The organism is Moraxella tarda, from assembly GCF_035181405.1.
In the GTDB taxonomy this organism is placed as follows: Bacteria; Pseudomonadota; Gammaproteobacteria; order Pseudomonadales; family Moraxellaceae; genus Moraxella.
Genome location: NZ_JAYGGV010000003.1, coordinates 17,405 through 40,870 on the forward strand (window position 1 = coordinate 17,405; position 23,466 = coordinate 40,870).

Genomic DNA, 23,466 nt, shown 5'->3' on the forward strand with positions numbered 1-23,466 from the left:
TGAATAATTTTTGAATAATTTTTGAATAATTTTTGAATAATTTTTGAATAATTTTTGAATAATTTTTGAATAATTTTTGAATAATTTTTGAATAATTTTTGAATAATTTTAGTGAATTGGCACCAGCTTTGGTGTAACAAAAATCAGCAACTCTTCTTTTCTGTCGGTGCGATTTTCCTGACGGAATAAGTGCCCAACAGCTGGTAAATCACCAAAAAATGGTACTTTGGTCACGCCTGCATGATTTGTCTGTCGATAGATGCCACCTAAGACAACCGTTTGTCCATCATCAACTATGACATTGGTTTCAAGAGCATCTTCTTGAATGGCGATCACCCCCAAATTGGTTACAGGCGTGCCGTTTTTAACATTAAGTTTTAAATGAATTTTACCATCTAAGGTGATGGTCGGCGTGGCTTCAAGCACCAGTGCCGCCTCTTTAAATGCGACATTGGTTGCACCGCTAGAGGTTTCTTCTTGATAAGCAATCTGCATTCCTGACGAAATGCGTGCCGTTTGTTTGTCAGCAGTCAAGACCTTTGGTGTGGAAATCACCTCGCCAAGGCGGTTTGCCTGCATGGCAGACAGCTCCAAATCCAAGAGTACATCGGGCAAATTAATAAGACCAAAAGCAATACGGCCTGCAGGGTTGGTCGCTCCTAAATTGACCGATAAGTTAGCTGGGCGTGTGATTTTATTGGTCAGATCCCCAGAGCGACGCATATCCCAAAGCGACGCATGAGAGCCCCCAATTTGTAAGTGCTTGGCGTTTGATAATAAACCAAAACTTACCCCCAATTCACGACTAAATCCATCATTAGCACTGACGATTCTTGCTTCTATCATCACTTGTTGCACAGGCACATCTAAGCGAGTTACAAGTGCCAAAATATCATCAACAACAGGTTTGATGTCCTTAATGATGAGTGTATTCGTGCGTGCGTCAACATTGGCCATGCCACGCTTAGAAAGCATGGTGGTCGAGCCGTCGCCATCATTTTTATGAGTGATGAGTGCCAAAATATCCTTAGCCTCGGCATGATTGATGTGAATATATTCAGTCTGCAAAGGCAAATATTGCTCAGATTGATGGCGTGATTGGGCGTGTCTTTGGCTGATTTGTGCAAGCTCATCGGCCGACGAAATACGAATCACACCCTCTTGTTCATGCTTGATAAGATGCTTGGCATCAACAACGACATCAAGGGCCTGTTCCCATGGAATATTATTGAGTCTCAGGGTGATATTCCCCGTTACACCATCACTTGCCACGATGTTTGCCTCTCCTGCGTGTGCCAACACATCTAAGACTGTACGCACAGGCATATCTTGAAACTCTATTGAAATGCGTTTACCCTGGTAACTTTTTTGTGAGGGCTCGCTGGCCAATGCTTTGGGTGCCAGCAGTAGCATGAGTATTATTGCCAGTTGTATTTTTATGATATTCATTATCCGACCAATCCAAATTCATCATAACCTATTCATTACCAACAAATTTTAGCTGCACCAACCGCTCATAATATTGCCCATCTGCCTGCACTACCGCCTCTGCGACGGTGATTTTCTCACGGTCGATATGTATGATTTTACCATGATTTTGCCCAACATATTGACCAATATGCACAGGATACGCCACCTTATCAGGGCCGATAAGTAATGCCGTCAGGCGACCATCTTGTTCTATCCGACCTTGATATTTTAACGATGACAACAAATGTTTTTCAAGCATTTGGCGTGAGCGATTGGGGTTTACCAAAACCTTTTTGCCAAAAACAACTTCCGCAACCACAGCATTTTCTTGCCTTTGATTCTGAGTGGTTTTGGGCATTTGATTGCCTACCAATTCAGCACTTGTATTTGCTGATTGTGCCTGCGTCTTTAAATCGGTTTGGCGTTCTGAATTGGCAACATAAAACGGTGAAACAAAAGGGTTATTTTTTGCCTGATAGTGTGTCTTTTTGACCACCATATCAAGATGTCTGACAGCAGGCGGTGGTGTGCTGACAGCATGAATGCCAGCAACTTTGGTATCAATCTCATCACTGACAGTTGATTGACGACAACCTGCCATACTTATGCCACATACCATCAGTATGAAGATCAGTTGCAAATTTTTAATTGGCATCATTGGTATTGTCAGCCCTCTTTTCCAGCTCTTTTTTACTCTTAGCTCGATAAGTCTTGGCTTGAATGCTGAGACGAATTTCGCTGACAGCTTGATGTTGGGTAAGTTTGGTCATTTCAAAATCATGAAAGGTAAGCGGTATGGGCAATAACGATAGCTCGGCCAACATTTGCCCAAGCTGATGATAATTACCAATAAAAACCAGACTTACTCTGCGCTCAAAAAACATCGGCGATTCACTTTGTACACCTGTTTTGACATCAGCCACCTGTACACCACTGCGTATCGCTAACGCATGAATCTGCTCAATCAGCGAGTTCATATCAAAAGCATTTGGTAGCTGTTCGGTAATGTCAGTCAGCTCATGATGCAGTGCTTGCGTCTGCAACTCAACTGCCTTTAATTGCCCTGCTTTGGTATATTTTTGAGCGTATTGTGCAATCAAAGTATTTTCTTGGACAACCAGCGAATGTCTTTCAAGCATGATTGGCTTGATGAACAACAACCAACCAAACAGTGCAATAAATACCGCCAACATGACAAGCACCAGTACTCTTAACCAAGCAGGTGCTACACCAAAATTATCCACAGTCAGCTCACCGAGCTGACGCCATGTCTGACGAAACTTGTCAAAGTCTGGACGATCATCTGGTAACTGATGATTCATGGATTATTCTCCATATTCATCGCACCAGATGACAAATCCTCACCCAGCGTTGCTGCATGATTGTCCGTATCATGATTTTTTATTTTATGTGCATCGCTCATTAAGTTTAGCCGAGCTGTCATCACAAAACTCACCCAAGGACCCTCAGATGACTGTTGCAAACTGGTTACTAGCACATCACTCATCATGGGTGTATCTGACATATCAGCACTCAGTCTTTGAGCAAATTGACTCACAGTAGTAGAATTTTTGGATACGCCTGTCATGGTCAATGTCTCGCCTGCATGATTGATGTGTGTAAAATAAACCAAACCGTCACTTAGATCTGCCAGCTGTTCAAAAAATTGCACCATCATCATTCGATTTGACCGCAAATTATTGATACTATTTGCTTTATTTATTAGTTCTTGCTGTTCGTTTTCAAAGGTAGCAATACGGGCAATATCATCATCAAGCGCCGCCATACGCTGCCTAATACCATCATTGATGGCCTGTTGATGGTCAAGTCTGTATTTTTGATAAGCATAAATCATTGACACCAATACCAAAGCTCCAACCGCCACCAACAAGAATGCACGACGAAATTGTGCATTTTGACGAATTTGGCGAAGCTGTCGCCATGGCAACAAGTTTATCATTGGTACATTCATGCGATACCACCCACATCAGCTCGCATGGCAGCACCGCATGCCATCATCATTTTTGGTGCAAGACAAACATCAATCCGCCCCAAACTCATACCCTCAAAAGCATTGGCCAACAGCACCGTTTTAGTAGTTTTTGCCGATAGTGCACTTGCCAGCCTCTCATCTACCAAGCCTGACAACACCACCACATCAACCGCTGATTGTGTACCAAGTTCATAGGCATCTACCACCTTTTGAATACTTGCTACATCATCGGCATGATTGATATTGTTGGCGTTAGCACCCATCGTCATGTGTTCGGTTTTTTTGCCCAAATCATCATTTGGTTCATCATCACAGTCATTTAAGTCATTAAAACAAATCGCATAGTCATTGTTGCTCTTTACATGATGATGCGTAGCGATTGATTCATAAGATGTTAATGCACAATTTTCTGGCTGGGCGACAGTTCCACAAGCAACATGATCGCCATCACTGATTTGGGTATTGATTTGGGTGATGCTTAGGTGTGTACTCTCATGAGTTTGGTCTTGTGCAACATATTGCTTGCTGTGCATCGCCAAAAATTCATCAAAACCCATGCCAGTAATTTCTCCGCCATTACTTACGCCCATGTCATCACTTACTTTAGTTTTAGTATCAATTGTGGTGTCCTCTTGGTTTGTTTCATCATTCAAAGATGGATTTAATGTCAAAATCTCGCCCAATTCATCTGCCACATCATGCGACTGCATTGAAGGCTTTAGACTTGCCCTTAGGTACTCTTGACGATAATCAAAGCCTTCAAAATCACCATCATTGTTGATATGGACAGCATACACATGAATCTTAGCATCATTCATGTGTACAACCAACACACGACCATGCACACTTGTTATCGTTAGCAAAAGTGCACGAGATAATGCAAATTCAGACACATCAAACACATTGATTTCAAGCCCACAAGATGCCAAAAGATTCACACACTCATCTATCACCACTGTGCGCACCACCACAAGCAACACCTGCATTTGCTTGCCATCATCGCTGACTACCGAAAAATCAAAATTCACCTCATCAAGCGGATAAGGAATGTGCTTGTGTGCATCTAGACGAATATGGACATCAATCTCATCATCACTTAGACCTGTTGGTAGCATAATCATGCGGCTCATCACAGGTGCAGATGACACCACCGCCACCCGACCTCTATCAATACTTTGCTTTGTCAGCAGTTTGGATAACGCCAATTGCACAGCAGCCACATCATCGCCATCAACATATTCCATGGCACACTTTTTGACATGAAATTTTCCCAAATGGCGAGTAAGTACAACCGTCCGCACCGACAGTGCGTCCAGCTCTATGCCAATCAAATTGTCATTTGGCCGCCAAAAGCTCAGCCAATCCAAGATACGCTCAAACCATCGACCCACGAGACATTCACACCCATAATTTTAAAACATTTTGATGATTTTATCAGTCGTTTTGCCGACTGTTTTGCCGTGTATCCATATCATCGTTGGTCTTTTTTAAATTGAAAAGCATTTTGATGCTCATCATTACAAAAAAACCACTGACCATCGCCATCATTTTGCAAAATCCCACGATAAGTGGCAAGTGAATGCCCACAATAATCGCAAGTACGCAGGCTTGTATCATCGCCTTGTTTTGGAAAAAATGCTTTGGGCGGCTTTGGATACATGAATTTGAAAAAAATTTTCATCGCAATTAAGATGATGATGACATTAATAAAAAAAGCAAACATAAGACCTTCAACCAAAATATCAATTACACAAACTTATCAAACTTTTTAAAAATAACATTCGCCATCTGACGATTGATAACCCCATCTTAATATAGCATAAAAATCCCCCACAAAACACGCAAGCGATGCCAAAAAACGCCAAAAAGTGAATTTTATGCTATACTACTAAGAGTGTGCCGAGTTATTTTACAAAAGAAGTTTAATCATTAAACCAAACACAGGATTTGGCACAAGTGCAAATATGGAATTTGCCCAACACGCCAATGATTCATGGCGATTAACCAAGATAACACTTTTTAAATTTTAAATCATTTGGAATTATAAAAATGTCAAAAATCACAACCAATAACCAAGAAATGTCTATACAAAGTACAGATACGCCACTGGGTAAAATTACTTTTGCCATCATGCAGACCAACTTTTGGGTTGGGGACATCGCAGGCAATGTAAAAAAAATGAGTGCGTTGGCAATTGATGCTAAAAACAAAGGTGCGGACATTGTCATTTTCCCAGAGTTATCACTCATCGGCTATCCACCAGAAGATTTGCTACTTCGCCCAACACTGGCAGAGCGTGTAAAATTTGCCATGGACGAGCTGACCAAAGTTGAGGACATTGTCATCATCTTAGGATACCCACATATTGACCAGCACGGTACATTCAACTCTGCTGCCATATTACAAGGTGGCAGTCAAAAAGGATTTTATCACAAGCAGTGCCTACCTAATTATGGCATTTTTGATGAACATCGCTACTTCACCAAAGGTCGCAATCAGGTACTTTTTGACTACAAGGGCATAACGATAGGATTGCTGATCTGCGAAGACATCTGGCATGAGGCACCCATTCGCACACTCAAAAAAGAAGGTGCCGACCTTGTTGTGGTCATCAATGCCTCGCCATTTGAGGTGGGCAAACAGCAACAGCGTCAAGCGTTATTGCATCAACAAGCCAAAACTAATAGCCTTCCTATCATCTATGCCAACACAGTCGGCGCACAAGATGACATTGTCTTTGATGGTGGGTCACTCATCATGCAAGCGGACGGTGCTATTGCTCATGAAGGTTCAAGATTTTTGAATCAGCTGATCATGGCGAAGTTTGACCCAAATACCAAGACCTTTGATAAACAAATAAAAGCTCCTCTTGTACTGTCTGAAGAATCTGAAATGTATCAGGCACTTGTTGTCGGCCTGCGTGATTATGTCAATCGCTCGGGATTTAAGGGCGTGATTATTGGATTGTCTGGCGGTATTGACAGTGCCTTGACACTGTGTCTTGCGGTTGATGCCTTAGGTGCGGACAAAGTGTATGCCGTAATGATGCCCTATGACTATACCTCAAACATGAGCTTAGAAGACGCTGCTGCCCAAGCTGCACGCCTAAATGTTTCGTACACAGTATGTCCAATTCATGATGCGGTTGAGGGCATGCGTGCAACACTTGCCCCACTACTTGCCAACAGCACGCCTGACAACACTGAAGAAAACCTGCAAGCTCGTGCTCGTGGCAATATTTTAATGGCTTTATCCAATAAGTTTGGTCATATGGTTGTCAGCACAGGTAATAAATCTGAAAATGCGGTCGGTTATGCTACGCTATATGGCGATATGGTGGGCGGGTTTGACATGCTAAAAGATGTCTACAAAACCGATGTCTACCGCCTTGCCAACTACCGAAATCGCCTAGAAGATGATCCTGTCATTCCAGAACGAGTCATCACACGCGCACCATCTGCCGAGTTACGCCCAGATCAAAAAGACCAAGACAGCTTGCCAGAATATGAAGTGCTTGATGCCATCTTGCGTATGTATATTGATGAAGATTTGGGCTACAAAGCAATCTGTGCAGCAGGATTTGAGCCCTCACTTGTTGAAAAGGTATTGCATATGGTTGATAATGCCGAGCATAAACGCCGACAAGGAGCCATTGGCACAAAAATCAGCAAAAAATCTTTTGGTCGTGAACGACGCTATCCGCTTGTAAACGGCTGGTCAGTTACTGGGTCGTTTTAATTGTCTGTACAAAAAGCACCGTCAGTAAGCGGTGCTTTTTACTTTTGACTTACCTTTGAGCAGTCTTGTTTGCTTTTCTTGCTTGCTTTGCTGCCAAACATATAGACGATTTGACCATGCAACAAAGCCACAAAGGCAAAACAACCACAGCAATGATTTAAATGACTTATCAAATCTGATTTGCACGCCACAAAAGCAAATCCGCCACATCTTTAGCGATGCCCTGCTTTAGATCATCTAGGTTTGCATATTTTTTCTCACCATGTAAAAAAGTGCGAAAAACCACCTTTAAGGTCAAACCGTATAAATCCGCCGAAAAGTTTGGCAAATGCACTTCTAGGCGGTTTTGTACACCATTGACACTTGGGCGTGTGCCGATATTGACCGCACCCCATAGACTGCCCTTTGCCACACCTGATATGCCTTTTTGGTTACCAAGTAATGACAAGTCAATCACTCTATCATCTTGATAAGCAAAAATATCCGCACCATAAATTCCCCACAAAGCAGGCTTTGGACGATTTAAGGCGACATTAGCAGTAGCAAAATTTAGCGTGCGACCTATCTTATCGCCATGTTCTACCACACCTTTGATGGCATAATCTCGCCCCAAAAGTCGCTTGGCAAGGAGAAAATCATTATCCATCAATGCCTGACGCACCGCTGTTGAGCTGATGCGTACACCATCATCAAATACAGTCGCCAAGTTGCTCACGCCCAACCCTGATTGGGCGAGCAACTGAGTATCACCCAATCTGCCATAGCCAAAACGAAAATCATCACCAAGCACCAAATGCTGGACATTTAAAGAGTGTAAAAGTTGGATAAAATCATCAACTGACAGCGAACGAAACTCATCATTAAACTCAGCAACGATCAGATAATCGATACCAGTCGCAGCCATAATCTCTGCTTTTTCAGACAGGCTTGCCAATCTGGGCGGTGGATCGTCAGGACAAAAAAATTCCCTAGGCTGGGGCTCAAATACCATCACTGCCGTTGCCAAATTTCTTGCCTGTGCATCTTTGATAAGGGCACCAAGCATCGCCTGATGACCCAAATGCACGCCATCATAATTGCCAATTGTCAAGGCAATCGGGGGTAGGCTGGCAGGGTTGGCAGGGTTTAGACAAATGATTTGCATGATATTATGTGATGATAAAAAAACCATTTTAGCATATTTGCCATCAAAATTTGGCGGTTTTGATTATTGTTTTTGTGCCATTGCATCAATAAACAATCCATCTTTTTCGTTGGCAATCTCCCAAGCAGTCTTAGCATTAATATCTAGCCCCTTGATGATCGGCAGACTCATCACATCAATACGCTTTCGCACTGATAGGCTGACAGGAACCATGCGTGCAAACTCAAACAAATGCAACCACATTTCTTCCCCACCATCAAAGTCTTCTGTATCATCTAGGCGAATGGCAGCAATTTTTGATAAGTCTTTAACCACTTCTTGTTCTTCTTTGGTGAGTACCACACCTGCCACGCCAAGCCCTGTGATATAGCCACCTGCCCAATCTTTCAGAGCAAGCACACGCTCATGCAAATCATGCTCATCATCTGGTACAAGTGGTTCATAATCATAAGCATCGTCCTTATCTTTTAGGGCAAAACTCACATCTTCGCCATATTCAGTCAGCAATTGTAGTGCAGTATCGCTTGGCATCTCAAAGCTCAGCTCTTCTAGTAGTCTTGCCCAGCCTGCTTCATCGGGTGCATTGCACGCTGTCATCACGCCTGTCATGATGCCATGCAATTCACTGATAGAAACATCTGACCAACCGTCAAATGCAGTCGCCCAATCATCAAAACCTGACAAAAAATCACTCACACCCAATCTCCTAACTTAGAACTTAAAACTTAGATTTGTTATGCAATACCAATCAATGCCAACCCCATTCACCAACAGCGACAAAGTAAGCAAACATTGATATTAAGAAAAATGACAAAAACTGCCTCGTTTTTATGATAAAAATTTATCCAAATCAATGTATTATATCATTTTTAAGAAAAATTTTTATGCAAAATATCATTTGACAGCACACATCATGACAGCGATAATATGATCATTATAAATGAATCAGTTTCATATTTTCATACTTTATTTTAAGTTTTCAAGGAATCACCATGCTAAGCCAGCTGCAAACGCTAGAACAAAACATTTTAGAGATAAAAAAACAGCACAATGTTACAGCAACCGAGCTTGCCAATCTCAAACACAAACTTGCCAATGATGACAGCCCCGCCATCATTCATAATTTACAGCTAAATCTAGACAAAGCCGAACAAGATTTAAAAGAACAAACCAAGCGAGCAGATGGCCTTGAACAATCTCGCAATGCCTTACAAGCACAAATCGAAGAATTGATTGAAAAAAATCAAACACTTTTGGCACACAACCAAGAACTGAAAGATAAAAACAAACTTGCCATCTCGCGTGCTGAAATCATTCAAGAGTGGCTTGCTAAAATTGACAATTAGTACCAGCTTTTAGCAATGTTGGTAAACAGCACTGACCATAACACAACCTATTAGCATTTTAGCAAAATTAAAAATTAAGGATACGCCATGACCAATCACAATGACCTAAATATCAAAGACGCCACCGAGTTCAAACCAGTTCATATCAGTATCGCAGGCACGCCACACCGCATCATTTGCCCCATTGATCGCATCAAATCACTTGAAACCAATGCCGACAAACTTAACGAAAAAATCCGAGAGATTCGCCAAGCCACCAAAGGCAAAATGCTCAACAATGAAGAGCTTTTGGTCCTTGCTTGCCTAGATTTGTATGACCAAGTACAGTTTTTGACAAATGATATTCAGCTACGCACCCAAACAACCACTCAGGCTGCTGCTTTGCTTGAAAAAATCAACAAAGACGCAAAATCAATACTCAGATGACATAAATTCTAGATGCTTATTCATCTGACACACAATCTGATGCTTGCCCAATCTGTATATTTAAAATAAATCTATAATCTATGCGACATTGTATGGCCGATTGTTATTGACAAATGATGGCAGATTGGTTAAATTTACCATCAAGACGGTTTAACTTTTTATTGGTTTTATATTATTGATTTTATAAGGATATGTCTTATGACCATAAATTTCAAAACTTTGGCACTATCTGCCACTTTCGGTTTTTGCACCCTTGCTTTGTCTGCTTGCGATGGCAACAAAACCAAGACCGCTGATACTGCCAATGAACCACAAACCCAAGTTGCTACTGCCGATGACAAGCTAGAAACCAAATTTGTTACCGTTGGTACAGGCGGTGCGTCTGGCCCTTACAATATCATTGGTACAGCATTAACCGACCACTATGCCAAACTGTTTGGTGCAAATGCCAAAACTCAAACTACAGGTGCATCGGTTGAAAACCTAAATCTACTGGCACAAAAAAAGCTTGAAATGGCATTTGTGATGAGTGATGCATTAAGCGATGCAGTACAAGGTCAAAACAGCTTTAAGACCAAAATTGATAATGTCTCACAAATCGCCAGTTTATATCCAAACTATGTGCAAATTGTTGCATCTGGTGCATCAGGCATTAAGTCTATTGAAGACTTAAAAGGTAAGCGTGTCGCCGTAGGTGCCCAAGGCTCTGGCGTAGAAGTGGCAACTCGTGCCTTACTCGAAGGCTTTGGCATGACCTATGATGACATTACTGCTGACTACTTAGGTTATGCAGAAGCTGCTGACAGCCTAAAATCAGGCAAACTGGACGCAGCATTTTTGACCAGCGGACTACCAAATTCATCATTGATGGAGCTACAACAAGGCTTTGATTTACAAATTGTTAGCATACCTGCCGATAAGCTCAATGAAATCGCCAAAACCAAAACTTTCTTTATCCCAATGGATATCCCAGCTGGCACTTATAACAATAGCGGTGCCGTACCAACAGCAGCCATTTTAAACGCCTTGGTAGTACGCTCTGACATGAGTGATGACGATGTTTATAAGCTGACCAAAGCCTTTTTTGAAAATTTAGATTCACTCAAAAATGCTCATCAGGCCGCTGCTGACATCAGCATCAAAAATGCTCAAAACGGCTTGGTCGCACCACTACACCCAGGTGCCAAACGCTACTATGACGAAGTTGCTACCAAATAAATATGCCTCTTAGCCTCAGTCATAAAACAGCCGTCGTGTCAGTCATGGCGGCTGCTGTGGCTATTTTTATGTTTTTTATGCCAATAAAAAGTACGCCTGTCGTATTTGGCGATAACATCACTTGCAAATTACCCAGTACATTTAGCCTAAAATGGCAACATTCTGTTGAGAAACAATACTGGCAGGAAGTGTATCAGCTAGATTTTCCCAAACTGATCCTGACCAAAGCTTATCTACAAACCTTTGGTGCTGGCACACCCAGCACAGGCAAACCTACGCTTGCACCCAAAGGCTATCTTGGCAAACGGCTTGATATACCAGTAGAGACACTCAACTGGCTTGTTTCAACCAATATGCAAGGCGAGATTTTATTAGGCGACGCCATTCAAAGCACGCCCAATGTTTTGCCAATTCACCAAATTGTAAGCAACCAAAGCACTGTCGTCATAAAACCAATACGGCTGACTGTTTGGCAAAGCGTGCAGATTGACAGTTGCCAAACCTTTTCTCATCAACCAAGCTGATCGCCTCATGACACCTTAATATCACATGGATAGCATCATGAATAACAACCAAACCTCCACCAGCCCAGACCATACCCAACAAATTTTAGAAAAATATGACCGTGAGTCAGTCACTCGCAATGGGCTTAACAAGATGACCAATCACATTATCGCTGTCATCGCTGTCATTTATTCAATTTTTCATTTATACATCACATTTAACCCCATGCCAGAACTATTGCAACGCTCCATTCATGTTGCAGTAGGCACCGCCTTGATCTTTCTGATTTATCCTGCCACCAAAAAATCTGCTCGCAATAAGATTGGCATCTTTGATTGGCTGTGGTCGGGTGCTTCTTTGACAAGTGCAGGCTATTTGTTATGGCAATATCAAGACATCGTTACTGTGCGTGGTGGCATACCAAACAGTATAGACATTGTCTTTTCGGTCATTACCGTGTTGGTGGTGCTTGAAACAGCACGACGCATCACAGGTTGGGTTCTGCCAGTATTTGCACTTATCTTTTTGGCTTACCCATTCATCAGCCATATGGATTTTATGCCAAATCGCTTACTAACCAGACCTTATGATTTGGGTGATATTTTTGGGCAATTATACCTAAAAACCGAAGGCATATTCTCTACCGCCATCGGTGCATCAGCAACCTTTATTTTTCTATTCATCTTATTTGGTGCATTCTTAGCACGCTCTGGCATGGGGCAACTATTTAACGACCTAGCACTCGCCTTGGCAGGGCATAAGCAAGGCGGACCTGCCAAAGTGGCTGTCATTTCAAGTGGTTTTATGGGCTCCATCAATGGTGCTGCGGTTGCCAATGTCGTTGGCACAGGTGCATTTACCATTCCGCTGATGAAGAAAGTTGGTTATGACAAAAACTTTGCAGGTGCGGTCGAAGCCAGTGCATCTGTTGGTGGTCAAATTTTACCTCCTATTATGGGTGCAGCAGCATTCATTATGGCAGAAACCACAGGCGTTAAATACAGTACCATTGCCCTTGCAGCAGTACTACCAGCCTTGCTCTACTATTTAGGTGTGGTCGCCCAAGTGCATTTTCGTGCTGGCAAAAATAACCTAAAAGGCATTCCAAAAGCCGATTTGCCAAGAGTTAAAGCGGTTCTAAAAGTTCGTGGGCATATGCTCTTACCCATTGTATTTTTGGTATATCTACTAAGCAAAGGCATGCCTGTTGGCTATGCAGCAGCCTACACGATTGGCATGACTGTTGTTGTTAGCTGGTTGCGTCCTGAAACACGCATGGGGTTTGCCGATATCATCGCAGCACTTATCGATGGTGCTAAGCAGTCACTGTCTGTTATGGTTGCCTGTGCAGTGGTTGGCATCGTGATTGGTGTTGTAAACTTAACAAGCTTTGGCATGGTGATGACCTCATCAATCGTGGCTTTGGGTGCAGGCTCATTATTGCTAACACTATTTTTGACCATGCTGGCATCAATGGTGCTTGGCATGGGTCTGCCATCTATCCCCGCTTACATCATCACAGCAACGATGGCAGCACCTGCACTTGCCAACTTTGATGTACCTGTGATCGTTGCTCATATGTTTGTATTTTATTTTGGTATTTTTGCTAACATCACACCGCCAGTAGCACTGGCCGCCTTTGCTGGAGCAGGCATCTCTGGTGGAGACCCCATGAAAACTGGGTGGCAATCGCTCAAACTGGCCCTAGCAGGATTTATCGTACCATTCATGTTTGTCTATAACCCCAACATGATGATGATTGATACAACAGGCATTGCTGTTACGGCTAAAGAATTTACCATGCCAGCATGGCACATCATCGCCAGTGTTACTATAACATCAGTCATCGGAGTGCTTGCTTTGTCTGCTGCTGTTGAAGGCTACTTTAAAACCCTGATGCCCATCTGGCAAAGACTGGCTCTCTCGGTAGGTGCGTTTTGCTTGATTATGCCTGAAACCACAACCGACATCATTGGCATCATTATAGTGTCAGCGATTGTCTTACTCAATACTCGCTCTGCCAAGCACGCCACCATTTAATCATCAAATGATCAGACCACAGCACCAAAAAACAAAAAACCAAGTTTAGGCTTGGTTTTTTGTTTAATAGTCCAATCGCACGCCCTTTTGTCAATCAGAGTTTATCAACAATTTGCTTGACGCTTGGTTTATTATGAGGTATTTTTATTCGCAGACAACTTTTTTTATTAATTTACCTATCATCTTATATGCTACGATATTTTTTACGCCATAGCAATATTAAAATCATTGCCATCTTATTTGTTTTATTTTTACAATTTGCCCACGCCACCATCACAGCCCCCACTCTCATTGCCATTCATGACAGCGACGAAAATGCTTTTGTGCAGGGCTTTGAAGTGATAAAAGACGACAAGCTACTCATGGCAACAGGTCTTTATGGCAAGTCTTTCATCGGGGTTTTTGATTTAGCGACGCAACGCTATACAATCAAAGACACATTGCCTGCTGAATTTTTTGGTGAAGGAGCAACAGTTACCCCTTACGGCATTTGGCAGCTCACATGGCGTGAAAACACAGCGTTTTTGCGTAGCTTACAAGATTTGCGACCAATACACACCAAACACTACGATACAGAAGGCTGGGGGCTGGCTTATGATGATGCCAACGACCGTCTTTATATGTCTGATGGCACATCAAAACTACAAATCCGAAACGCCCAAACCTTTGAACTCATTAGCACCCTACCAGTGCGTTATCATGGAAAGGACATCAAATTCATCAATGAGTTGGAATTTGCCAATGGTTTTATTTACGCCAACATCTGGCAGACCAATTTCATCATAAAGATAGACCCAAAAAACGGAAACATCTCCCAAATTTATGATGTCAGCAACCTGCTTAGCACCCATCTCAACCAAAGGGTACAACAAAATATAGATGTCCTAAATGGCATTGCCCACATCAAAAATGATCGATTTTATATTACAGGTAAGTTTTATCCTGTGATTTTTGAGGTTGAGCTACCCTAGTGTTTGCTGGTTCAATCCACCCTACAAATACAAAAAAAGCAGGTCTGACAACCTGCTTTTTTAAATGATGAAACCAAAAATTAGCTAAAACGCAATTTTTCAAACACAAGCTGACCATCATCCACACTCACCGAGATGGTATCACCTGCAACAAAATCACCTGCCAAAAGCTTTTGGGCCAATGGATTTTCAATTTGCTGGGCGATGGCACGCTTTAAGGGGCGAGCACCGAACACAGGGTCATAGCCTGCCAAGACCAACTCACTCATCGCTTCATCGGTCAGAACCAGACCCAAATCACGCTCTTTTAGGCGGTTACGCAAACGGTCAAGCTGAATATCTGCAATACCTGCCACCTGCTCTTGCCCAAGTGGGTGAAACACGACAATTTCATCAATCCTATTGATAAACTCTGGGCGAAAGTGTGCGTTTACCGATTCCATCACAGCGGATTTGATGTCCTCATAGTCGCTTCCTGCCATATCAAAGATGCTATGGCTACCCAGATTTGAAGTCATGATGATTACTGTATTCTTAAAATCCACCACACGCCCTTGTGAATCCGTCAAACGACCATCGTCTAAGACTTGCAGCAGAATATTAAACACATCAGGGTGTGCTTTTTCTACCTCATCAAAAAGCACCACGCTGTATGGCTTGCGGCGTACCGCTTCGGTCAGAACACCCCCCTCTTCATATCCCACATAGCCTGGTGGTGCACCCACCAGACGACTCACGCTGTGCTTTTCCATGAACTCGCTCATGTCAATACGCACCATCGCCGTTTCATCATCAAACAAAAAATTTGCCAATGACTTGGTCAGCTCTGTTTTACCCACACCAGTAGGCCCAAGAAATAAGAATGAACCGCTAGGCTTATTTGGATCAGAAAGGCCAGCTCGGCTACGACGCACAGCATTAGCAACGGATTTAACCGCCTCATCTTGACCAACGACACGATCGTGCAATTTATCTTCTATTGCCAGCATTTTTTCACGCTCCCCTTGCATCATCTTGGCAACAGGAATGCCAGTAGCGGCAGCAACAACTTCGGCGATTTCTTTATCGGTCACTTTATCACGCAACAACTTAGGCTCGGTATCATCAGCCATCTCATCATGTTCAAGCTGTTTTTGTAGCTCTGGAATCACGCTATATTGTAGTCGCCCCGCTTCGGTGTAATCACCTTCTCGCTGAGCCTTTTCCAACGCAATACGAGCTTGATCTAGTTTTATTTGAATATCTTTTGTGCCTGCAACCAAAGCTTTTTCTGCCTTCCAAACTTCCTCTAAATCATTGTATTCTTTGGACAATTCAGCAATCTGACTTTCTAGATGTGCCATCTCAGACTTAGCACTTTGACCATCATCGTTTTTTACTGTTTCTAGTTGCATTTTTAACTGAATGATTCTACGATCCAGTTTGTCCATGACCTCAGGCTTGCTGTCAAGCTCCATCTTGATACGACTTGCCGCCTCATCAATCAAATCAATCGCTTTATCAGGCAATTGACGATCAGTGATATATCGATGCGACATTTTAGCAGCAGCAATAATGGCACTGTCTAATATACGCACACCATGATGCAACTCATAGCGTTGTTTTAAGCCACGCAAAATTGCAATCGTATCCTCAACACTTGGTTCATCAACCAATACTTTTTGAAAACGACGCTCCAATGCAGGGTCTTTTTCTATATACTGACGGTATTCGTCCAAAGTTGTCGCCCCCACACAGCGTAGCTCGCCTCGTGCTAAGGCAGGCTTTAACATATTGCCTGCATCCATTGCCCCACTTGTCTTACCTGCACCAACCATCGTATGTAGCTCATCAATGAACAAGATGACATTGCCATCTTGCTTGGCTAGGTCGTTTAGCACACTTTTTAGACGCTCTTCAAACTCACCATGATATTTTGCACCTGCGATGAGCGAACCCATATCAAGCGACAATACTTCTTTGTTTTTTAGGCTGTCAGGCACTTCTGCATTAACAATACGCTGAGCCAAACCCTCGACAATGGCGGTCTTTCCCACACCAGGTTCACCGATTAAAACAGGATTGTTTTTGGTGCGTCGAGACAAGACTTGCACAGTGCGGCGAATTTCATCATCTCGCCCAATTACAGGGTCCAATTTGCCATCACGGGCACGCTCGGTTAAATTGATGGTGTATTTTTCTAGGGCCTGTCTGGTATCTTCAACATTTTGGTTTTTCACGGTATCTCCCCCACGAATATGATTAATAATTGCTTGAAGTCTTTGGGCGTTCACACCCGATTTTTCTAAAATGGTCTTGGTATCAGAAGTTTGCATCATGGCAAACAACAGCCATTCACTTGCCACAAATTCATCACCCGCCTTATCGGCAAATTTTTGTGCCAAATTCAAGACCTGCACCAAATCAGGTGCAAGATTGGCTTGACCTGTTGGTGTGGCCAGCGTTGCCAGTGCTTCTAGTTTACCAGCAAGCTCGCTTTGTACCCGACCCAAATCCGCCCCAGCTTGAACAAGCATGGACGAACAACTTTCATCTTCAATCATCGCAGACAACAAATGCACGGCAAAGATGGCGGTATTATCACGAGCCACCGCAAGAGCTTGGGCGGCCTGCAAGGTTTTTTGTACTTTTTGAGTCAATTTATCAAAATTCATATTATTTTTTCACCCATTCGTTGTTTATGGGAAAAATATTTTCCCCAGATGCCAAATATATGCTTGACAAATTTAATTTTTTCAATGAAGTTTTTTTTCATTATGCCAAAAATTTTGTAACTTATTGATTGTAATGGTAAATTATAAATTTTTTAAAAGACCTTGTAATTTCTTAAACAATTCCTATAATAGATTGATGGCACAAAATTAGTGGAAATTAGTGGAGCAAAATAGTAGCGTAAAATAGTAAAAATTTGGTATGAATTTGTTGGTATATGCCATCACAGCCATTTGATTAAAACATTTGATTAAAAATAGCAAATACCAAATAACCTAATTAACAAAGTTGCCATACTTAAATGGCTTAAATAAAATCACTAAAAAATAATGAACCTTAATTAATAAAATATCTAATTAAATCAATATCTTAATATTACCATCACAACCAAGCATGAATTTTAATAGGAGCAAAATGATGACTCGTCTGACCTTACACACCTTAGACACCGCCCCAGAAAAGGCCAAAGAGCGTGTAGAAGCAGTACAAAAAGCCAATGGTTTTATCCCCAATCTGATCGGTGTACTGGCAAACTCGCCACAAGCTCTTGAAATGTATCAAGAAGTAAGTAAACTCAACAGCAAAAACTCTCTGACCCCAGAAGAAATAGAAGTTGTACAGATCACCGCTGCCGTACATAATGGTTGCGATTTTTGTATTGCAGGACACACTAAAATTGCCGAGTCTCGTCTAAAAATGTCGCCAGCAGTGGTCGAGGCTTTACGCACTCGTACTAATATTGACGAGAATGCCAAATACCAAGCATTGGCACAATTTACCATGGCACTTATTGATCAGCGTGGTCAGATTTCTAACGAAGAGCTGGCTGTTTTTAAATCGGCAGGTTACAATGACCAAAATGTCCTAGATGTCATCATGGGTGTAGCACTGGCCACTTTGTGCAATTATGCCAATACCGTCGCACAAACAGACATCAACCCAGAATTGATGGCATTTGCTCCAAATCGTTCAGCCTGATTAAAACCGATTAAAAAAATTAATTCAATCATCATTTGATCCAAATGATTTTATTAAATAAATTAAAAAAACCTGCTGACATGGCAGGTTTTTTTAATTTTGGTATTTTTTTATTAAAGAGCTTTTGTCTTTTGTATTGACATCACAAAACCATCTCATCACATTGAATATAGGCCTAAATGATACAAAACTTGTAATGATGAACGATGAGTATTCATAAAGATTTAACTTGGATGAAACAGCTTAAAGTGGTAGATCAGCCATAAACCTATCGCCCAAACAATAATTTGAAACATCAACACAAAACGCTTTTGCCCCACGGTGGCAGTCGCCATCTTATTGCCTGATTTAATACTGATCAAGTCAGCCAACACCGACAATAATGCACATAATGCAAAAGCATGATAAGCATAGCCATTATTCTGAGTGATACTGATGGCAACCGCCACCACGCCAACAAAAAACAGCGTCAAAGATAAGACATTGGCAAGTCGTTTGTTCATAAAAATCCTACTGGTTCATCAACCCAAAATCAGCGAATCGTCTGTTACTTTTTCACCACGAGTTCGTTCAAACATTTCCAATAAATCATTAACCGTCATGCCACATCGCTCACTACCTGACACATCAAGCACCACTTTACCCTGATGTAGCATGACCGTACGAGTGCCATGCGTGAGCGCCTGATGCATGGAATGCGTAACCATCATGGCAGTAAGCTTACTGCCGTGGACGATTGTGTCGGTCAATTCTAGCACAAAGGCGGCTGTTTTTGGGTCTAGGGCAGCAGTATGCTCATCTAGTAGCAAAATCTTGGACGGTTGTAGGCTTGCCATCAGCAAACTCACTGCCTGACGCTGACCACCAGAAAGCAGGCCCATGCGATCAGTCAAACGATTCTCCAAACCCAATTTTAATACAGACAGTTTTTCACGAAAAATTTCACGGTTATTTTGATTAAGTGCCGCTGACAAAGTACGCACACTGCCACGCTTAAAGGCAAGTGCCATATTTTCTTCAATCGTCAACGCTTCACAAGTGCCTGCCATTGGATCTTGAAACACTCGTGCGACCAAGTGACTGCGCTGATGCGTGGGTAGCTTTGTAACATCTTTGCCGTCAATCACAATAGAGCCTGAATCTGGGCGTAATGCACCACTAATGGTATTTAAAAATGTGGATTTTCCTGCACCATTAGTGCCAATGACAGTAACAAATTCACCAGCGGCAATATTTAAGCTAACACCTTGTAAAGCAGGGTTTTCAATGGGCGTGCCTTTATTAAAGGTCAAGTATAAATCGTTTGCGGTCATCATTAGGCTGTCTCCTTTGACCTACTTTTCGATAAGTCTTTTTGGGTATTTCTACCAAAACCCAAGACATACAAGGCTTTTGAACGATATTTTGGCAACATCAGCACAATCACAACCAAAAGTGCCGTTACTAGGTTTAAGTCTTGGGGTCCAAACCCAACACTACGCAAAGTCTGATTAGACAAGGCAATCTGAATGAACAACTTATATAACACTGCACCAATAACCACCGATAAAGTAATCCAAAAAATCCGCTTGGCAGTCAATACTGTCTCACCAATAATGACCGCCGCCAAGCCAATCACAATTGTTCCGATACCAATCGATACATCAGCACCACCTTGGGTCTGTACAAATAGTGCTCCAGATAAAGCAATCAGGCCATTACTGATCGCCATACCAAGTATGATGACCGCCGAGGTATTGATGCCTTGTGCTTGTGCCATCTTGGCATTTGAGCCAGTAGCACGCATGGCAAGACCGATTTGTGTACTAAAAAACCAATCCAGCAACAGCTTAACAACCACAACCACGCACAGTGCCACAACCACTCGCACCCATACGCCATTAGTGCCATCAGTAAAGATGCTAAAAATAGTGGATTCACCAAGCAATGATAGATTTGGCGCACCCATAATTCGTAAGTTCACCGAGTACAGTGCTGTCATCACAAGAATACCCGCCAGCAAATGCAAAATGCCCAGCTTGACATTGAGCAATGCCGTCGCCATGCCTGCCATCATGCCTGCCATCATGGCAAAAATACAAGCCAACCAAGGGTTAAATCCCGAGACAATCGCCAACGCTGCCACCGCACCGCCAAGCGGAAAACTGCCGTCTGCCGTTAAATCTGGAAAATCTAAAATACGGAACGAGATAAGCACGCCCAACGCCATCAGTGCATAAATCAAGCCACTTTCTAACGCCCCAAAAAAGGCAATCATCGACATAAGTATTCCTAAAACTGAATATAAAGACACACACCAAAAAAATTGCGGTGTGTGCCCAACTATCCTATTGTAACATTTTAACAATCGTGATGGCTATTTTGTATGCAGCCATCACAAGAACCAATCAATACATCAATTTATTCATGTCATTCATAAAATCTAACAAGATTGGTTTGTACCACGAACCAACACAATCACTCAGCCACTTTACTGGCACGGTCAATGATAGATTGAGGCACGCTGATGCCTTGTTCGGCAGCGTATTTTTTACTCACCAACAAGTCAAGTTTTTGTGATGAATATACAGGAATGTCGCCTGCTTTTTCACCTTTTAAGATGCGTGCAGTGATTTTGCCTGTTTCACGACCCAAATCCAGATAATTCACACCAAGTGCAACTGCCGCACCACGCTCAATCGCTGATGGATCAGAAGACACCAATGGAATTTTGGCCTCTTTGGCGACCTGAGTCAAGGCCTCATAAGCATTAATGACATTATTATCTGTTGAAGTATAGATGACATCTACTTTGCCAACCAAACTTTGGGAAGCCATAGCAATATCACTAGATTTTTGTGCTGGGGCTTCAACAATATTTAAACCTTGCATTTGTGCTATCTTTTTTAGGTTTTTTAGGGCAACTGTTGAATTAACTTCACCTGGGCTATACACAAAACCGATATTTTTCACGCTTGGCAAAAGCTCTTTAATCAGCTCAATTTGTGGTTCAAGTGGTAAAACATCAGAAGCACCTGTAACATTGGTGCCAGAGCCATCTAGCTTACTAACCAATTTGGCCTCAACAGGCTCGGTTACCGCAGAAAAAACCACAGGAATGGTATTGGTCGCTGACACAACAGCCTGTGCTGATGGCGTAGCAATAGCAATAATGACATCGGGCGTATCTGCCACAAATTGCTTGGCAATTTGTCCTGCGGTCGCCATGTTGCCTTGTGCTGATTGGAAATTGACCGTTAAGTTTTCACCCTCTTTATAACCTGCCGCCGCCAGCTCTTCAATCGCACCTTTGCGAACCGCATCAAGTGCTGGGTGCTCAACGATGGCGGTGATGGCAACTGTTTTTGTTTCTGTGGCGGTATCAGCTGGCGTGCTTGCTGTTTTATTATCACCACAACCAAATAAGACAGCACCCAACAAAGTCATACCCAGCAGTTTTGAAAATCCATTCATGCGATTGGGGTTGAACATAACATTCTCCATTTTTTTAAGATGACGCCTCACAGAGCGAAAATTTAATAAGATATCATTCATCATAAACAAAATATTTGTAAATTTCAATCATATATTGAAAAAATATTTAATTTATTGGATATTCCAATAATTAACCAATGAGCCACAAAAAACACCCACAGATTGCAACTAAACCCTTGGGGTGTTTTTATGATGAAATTTAAACAAAAACAGATGTTTTGACAATCAAATAATCATTATTTTTTAGGCACTACATCTACATCAATGGCGTCTTTTTTGATTTCATCAACCAAGGCTGCCCCCTGTTCTAAAGCGTGCTTTGGACTGATATACAGCGTCAAATCATTCATGATACTAGGCTTGATGTCAGCAGGTTTTTTACCATCAAGCACGCCTGCAACAAGCTTGGCAGTTACCACACCAAAATCAAAATCATTCACACCAAGAGCAGCCGCCGCACCACGACGCACCGAAAATTCATCTGAGGCGATGATGGGTAAGTCAAGCTCATTTGCCACCTGAACCATCGCTTCCATGGCTGAGGCGACATTATTATCAAGCGATGTATAAATCAAATCAGCACGGCCGTCCAACGCACGAGTTGCAGCCGCCACATCTGCTGAACGATTGGCAGGGATATCCACAAGCGTCATGCCGTATTTTGGCAAGAGTTCATTTAAGCGGTCTTTTAAGGCCACCGAGTTGGCCTCACCTGGGCTGTACACATACCCAATGCGTTTGGCATTTGGCTTTACCTTGGTAAATAACTCAATCTGCGGTTCAAGAGGCAACTGACTTGATAAACCTGTAATATTAGCCTGAGTAGCCACACCGTTATTGTCAATGAGCTTGGCTGCCACAGGGTCGGAAACAGCAGTGTAAATGAGCGGAATGGTTTGGGTTGCTGCCGCAAGACTTTGGGAAGTTGGTGTTGAAATGGCAACTATTGCATCTGGGTTTTCTGAGGCAAATTGTTTTGCGATTTGGCTGGCGGTTGCCATGTTGCCTTGTGCTGATTGAAAATTCACTGTTAAATTTTGACCATCTTTATAACCCAAATCTGCAAGACCTGACATGATGCCACGACGAATGTCATCAAGCGATGGATGCTCAACAATGGCACTGATGGCGATGGTTTTTGAGTCTTTGGCGATTTCAGCTTGTGATTCGGCCTTGGCAGAATCGGCAGTATCCACTTTTTTTTCTTGGTTACAACCAAATAAGGTGAATGCTGACAGCATAAAAGCTGATAACTTAAGAACAGGATTATATTGCATCTTTTTCTCCAAAAGGAATTTGCCAAATTGGGCAAATTCGACACTATTAATTTTTCCGTTGTGCTAATACTTGGGTACTAAGCAGTCTTGGCTTAGCGATTAATAAAGTCTCAACATGAGTTTTTGATAAAATGGCGATATTTTTTGATTAATTTGCCTGCAATTGCCAAGACCG

22 protein-coding genes are annotated in these 23,466 nt (G+C 42.3%); 8 read left to right on the plus strand and 14 right to left on the minus strand.

Features of this window, described 5'->3' with window-relative positions:
- Positions 1-108: 108 nt before the first annotated feature.
- The 6 genes from U9670_RS04520 to U9670_RS04545 all read right to left on the minus strand — a co-directional run bounded on the left by U9670_RS04520 (position 109) and on the right by U9670_RS04545 (position 5,186).
- Positions 109-1,449, minus strand: a complete 1,341-nt coding sequence (locus U9670_RS04520) for a type IV pilus secretin PilQ (protein ID WP_323841249.1) — start codon at positions 1,447-1,449, stop codon at positions 109-111.
- 28 nt (positions 1,450-1,477) lie between these two features.
- The gene (locus U9670_RS04525) at positions 1,478-2,071 is read right to left on the minus strand and encodes a pilus assembly protein PilP (protein WP_323841248.1); all 594 of its coding nucleotides are present in this window, start codon (positions 2,069-2,071) and stop codon (positions 1,478-1,480) included.
- A 43-nt stretch (positions 2,072-2,114) separates the two neighbouring features.
- Positions 2,115-2,792, minus strand: a complete 678-nt coding sequence (locus U9670_RS04530; protein ID WP_323841247.1) for a type IV pilus inner membrane component PilO — start codon at positions 2,790-2,792, stop codon at positions 2,115-2,117.
- Positions 2,789-3,442 carry a PilN domain-containing protein gene (locus U9670_RS04535; protein ID WP_323841246.1) on the minus strand — a complete coding sequence of 218 codons (654 nt, stop codon included), beginning with the start codon at positions 3,440-3,442 and terminating at the stop codon, positions 2,789-2,791. Before U9670_RS04535 ends, U9670_RS04530 begins: the two co-directional genes overlap by 4 nt.
- Positions 3,439-4,854: a type IV pilus biogenesis protein PilM gene (gene pilM / locus U9670_RS04540; protein WP_323841245.1), complete on the minus strand. Its 1,416-nt coding sequence runs from the start codon at positions 4,852-4,854 to the stop codon at positions 3,439-3,441. Before pilM ends, U9670_RS04535 begins: the two co-directional genes overlap by 4 nt.
- An 80-nt stretch (positions 4,855-4,934) precedes the next feature.
- A complete protein-coding gene (locus U9670_RS04545) occupies positions 4,935-5,186 on the minus strand; it encodes a hypothetical protein (protein ID WP_323841244.1) in 252 nt (83 codons plus the stop codon).
- A gap of 326 nt (positions 5,187-5,512) precedes the next feature.
- On the opposite strand from U9670_RS04545, the gene U9670_RS04550 reads away from it, so the two are divergent.
- Positions 5,513-7,201, plus strand: coding sequence for an NAD+ synthase (locus U9670_RS04550; RefSeq protein ID WP_323841243.1), 1,689 nt, complete (start codon positions 5,513-5,515; stop codon positions 7,199-7,201).
- 169 nt (positions 7,202-7,370) lie between these two features.
- Here the strand turns inward: U9670_RS04550 and ribF are convergent, their stop codons facing one another.
- Together ribF and U9670_RS04560 are read right to left on the minus strand one after the other, a co-directional pair.
- Complete coding sequence (gene ribF / locus U9670_RS04555) at positions 7,371-8,345, minus strand: riboflavin biosynthesis protein RibF (protein ID WP_323841242.1); 975 nt, start codon at positions 8,343-8,345, stop codon at positions 7,371-7,373.
- 63 nt (positions 8,346-8,408) lie between these two features.
- Complete coding sequence (locus U9670_RS04560) at positions 8,409-9,041, minus strand: UPF0149 family protein (protein WP_323841241.1); 633 nt, start codon at positions 9,039-9,041, stop codon at positions 8,409-8,411.
- Between the two features lie 296 nt (positions 9,042-9,337).
- Between U9670_RS04560 and U9670_RS04565 the strand changes: the two genes are divergently transcribed.
- The 6 genes from U9670_RS04565 to U9670_RS04590 all read left to right on the plus strand — a co-directional run bounded on the left by U9670_RS04565 (position 9,338) and on the right by U9670_RS04590 (position 14,850).
- Complete coding sequence (locus U9670_RS04565; RefSeq protein ID WP_323841240.1) at positions 9,338-9,691, plus strand: hypothetical protein; 354 nt, start codon at positions 9,338-9,340, stop codon at positions 9,689-9,691.
- 87 nt (positions 9,692-9,778) lie between these two features.
- On the plus strand, positions 9,779-10,117 hold the full coding sequence (locus tag U9670_RS04570; protein WP_323841239.1) for a cell division protein ZapA: 339 nt from the start codon (positions 9,779-9,781) through the stop codon (positions 10,115-10,117).
- A 198-nt stretch (positions 10,118-10,315) separates the two neighbouring features.
- On the plus strand, positions 10,316-11,335 hold the full coding sequence (locus tag U9670_RS04575) for a TAXI family TRAP transporter solute-binding subunit (protein WP_323841238.1): 1,020 nt from the start codon (positions 10,316-10,318) through the stop codon (positions 11,333-11,335).
- A gap of 2 nt (positions 11,336-11,337) precedes the next feature.
- Complete coding sequence (locus U9670_RS04580; RefSeq protein ID WP_323841237.1) at positions 11,338-11,859, plus strand: DUF1850 domain-containing protein; 522 nt, start codon at positions 11,338-11,340, stop codon at positions 11,857-11,859.
- 37 nt (positions 11,860-11,896) lie between these two features.
- Positions 11,897-13,879 (plus strand): TRAP transporter permease, encoded by a 1,983-nt coding sequence (locus U9670_RS04585; protein WP_323841236.1) that lies wholly within the window; start codon positions 11,897-11,899, stop codon positions 13,877-13,879.
- 188 nt (positions 13,880-14,067) lie between these two features.
- Positions 14,068-14,850, plus strand: a complete 783-nt coding sequence (locus tag U9670_RS04590) for a glutaminyl-peptide cyclotransferase (RefSeq protein ID WP_323841235.1) — start codon at positions 14,068-14,070, stop codon at positions 14,848-14,850.
- 80 nt (positions 14,851-14,930) lie between these two features.
- Here the strand turns inward: U9670_RS04590 and clpB are convergent, their stop codons facing one another.
- Positions 14,931-17,504 carry an ATP-dependent chaperone ClpB gene (clpB, locus tag U9670_RS04595; protein ID WP_323841234.1) on the minus strand — a complete coding sequence of 858 codons (2,574 nt, stop codon included), beginning with the start codon at positions 17,502-17,504 and terminating at the stop codon, positions 14,931-14,933.
- 472 nt (positions 17,505-17,976) lie between these two features.
- Here clpB and U9670_RS04600 point away from each other — a divergent pair, with 472 nt between their 5' ends.
- The gene (locus U9670_RS04600; protein ID WP_323841233.1) at positions 17,977-18,540 is read left to right on the plus strand and encodes a carboxymuconolactone decarboxylase family protein; all 564 of its coding nucleotides are present in this window, start codon (positions 17,977-17,979) and stop codon (positions 18,538-18,540) included.
- A gap of 224 nt (positions 18,541-18,764) precedes the next feature.
- Here U9670_RS04600 and U9670_RS04605 read toward each other — a convergent pair whose 3' ends face one another.
- The 5 genes from U9670_RS04605 to U9670_RS04625 all read right to left on the minus strand — a co-directional run bounded on the left by U9670_RS04605 (position 18,765) and on the right by U9670_RS04625 (position 23,291).
- Positions 18,765-19,043, minus strand: a complete 279-nt coding sequence (locus U9670_RS04605) for a hypothetical protein (RefSeq protein WP_323841232.1) — start codon at positions 19,041-19,043, stop codon at positions 18,765-18,767.
- Between the two features lie 18 nt (positions 19,044-19,061).
- The gene (locus U9670_RS04610; RefSeq protein ID WP_323841231.1) at positions 19,062-19,856 is read right to left on the minus strand and encodes an ABC transporter ATP-binding protein; all 795 of its coding nucleotides are present in this window, start codon (positions 19,854-19,856) and stop codon (positions 19,062-19,064) included.
- Entirely contained in the window at positions 19,856-20,803 is a 948-nt protein-coding gene (locus U9670_RS04615) for an ABC transporter permease (protein WP_323841230.1), read from the minus strand. The genes U9670_RS04610 and U9670_RS04615 overlap by 1 nt, the downstream gene beginning before the upstream one ends.
- Before the next feature lie 194 nt (positions 20,804-20,997).
- Positions 20,998-22,011: an ABC transporter substrate-binding protein gene (locus U9670_RS04620; protein ID WP_416381483.1), complete on the minus strand. Its 1,014-nt coding sequence runs from the start codon at positions 22,009-22,011 to the stop codon at positions 20,998-21,000.
- A gap of 239 nt (positions 22,012-22,250) precedes the next feature.
- Positions 22,251-23,291 (minus strand): ABC transporter substrate-binding protein, encoded by a 1,041-nt coding sequence (locus U9670_RS04625; protein WP_323841229.1) that lies wholly within the window; start codon positions 23,289-23,291, stop codon positions 22,251-22,253.
- Positions 23,292-23,466 lie beyond the last annotated feature (175 nt).

Bases quoted from the DNA above. Each gene is read 5' to 3' on its own strand.
- clpB (WP_323841234.1), bottom strand. From the start codon at position 17,504: ATGAATTTTGATAAATTGACTCAAAAAGTACAAAAAACCTTGCAGGCC.
- U9670_RS04535 (WP_323841246.1), bottom strand. From the start codon at position 3,442: ATGAATGTACCAATGATAAACTTGTTGCCATGGCGACAGCTTCGCCAA.
- U9670_RS04605 (WP_323841232.1), bottom strand. From the start codon at position 19,043: ATGAACAAACGACTTGCCAATGTCTTATCTTTGACGCTGTTTTTTGTT.
- U9670_RS04625 (WP_323841229.1), bottom strand. From the start codon at position 23,291: ATGCAATATAATCCTGTTCTTAAGTTATCAGCTTTTATGCTGTCAGCA.
- U9670_RS04530 (WP_323841247.1), bottom strand. From the start codon at position 2,792: ATGAATCATCAGTTACCAGATGATCGTCCAGACTTTGACAAGTTTCGT.
- ribF (WP_323841242.1), bottom strand. From the start codon at position 8,345: ATGCAAATCATTTGTCTAAACCCTGCCAACCCTGCCAGCCTACCCCCG.
- U9670_RS04615 (WP_323841230.1), bottom strand. From the start codon at position 20,803: ATGTCGATGATTGCCTTTTTTGGGGCGTTAGAAAGTGGCTTGATTTAT.
- U9670_RS04575 (WP_323841238.1), top strand. From the start codon at position 10,316: ATGACCATAAATTTCAAAACTTTGGCACTATCTGCCACTTTCGGTTTT.
- U9670_RS04585 (WP_323841236.1), top strand. From the start codon at position 11,897: ATGAATAACAACCAAACCTCCACCAGCCCAGACCATACCCAACAAATT.
- U9670_RS04565 (WP_323841240.1), top strand. From the start codon at position 9,338: ATGCTAAGCCAGCTGCAAACGCTAGAACAAAACATTTTAGAGATAAAA.
- U9670_RS04590 (WP_323841235.1), top strand. From the start codon at position 14,068: ATGCTACGATATTTTTTACGCCATAGCAATATTAAAATCATTGCCATC.
- U9670_RS04520 (WP_323841249.1), bottom strand. From the start codon at position 1,449: ATGAATATCATAAAAATACAACTGGCAATAATACTCATGCTACTGCTG.
- U9670_RS04580 (WP_323841237.1), top strand. From the start codon at position 11,338: ATGCCTCTTAGCCTCAGTCATAAAACAGCCGTCGTGTCAGTCATGGCG.
- U9670_RS04550 (WP_323841243.1), top strand. From the start codon at position 5,513: ATGTCAAAAATCACAACCAATAACCAAGAAATGTCTATACAAAGTACA.
- U9670_RS04620 (WP_416381483.1), bottom strand. From the start codon at position 22,011: ATGTTCAACCCCAATCGCATGAATGGATTTTCAAAACTGCTGGGTATG.
- U9670_RS04600 (WP_323841233.1), top strand. From the start codon at position 17,977: ATGATGACTCGTCTGACCTTACACACCTTAGACACCGCCCCAGAAAAG.
- U9670_RS04545 (WP_323841244.1), bottom strand. From the start codon at position 5,186: ATGTTTGCTTTTTTTATTAATGTCATCATCATCTTAATTGCGATGAAA.
- U9670_RS04525 (WP_323841248.1), bottom strand. From the start codon at position 2,071: ATGGCAGGTTGTCGTCAATCAACTGTCAGTGATGAGATTGATACCAAA.
- U9670_RS04610 (WP_323841231.1), bottom strand. From the start codon at position 19,856: ATGATGACCGCAAACGATTTATACTTGACCTTTAATAAAGGCACGCCC.
- U9670_RS04570 (WP_323841239.1), top strand. From the start codon at position 9,779: ATGACCAATCACAATGACCTAAATATCAAAGACGCCACCGAGTTCAAA.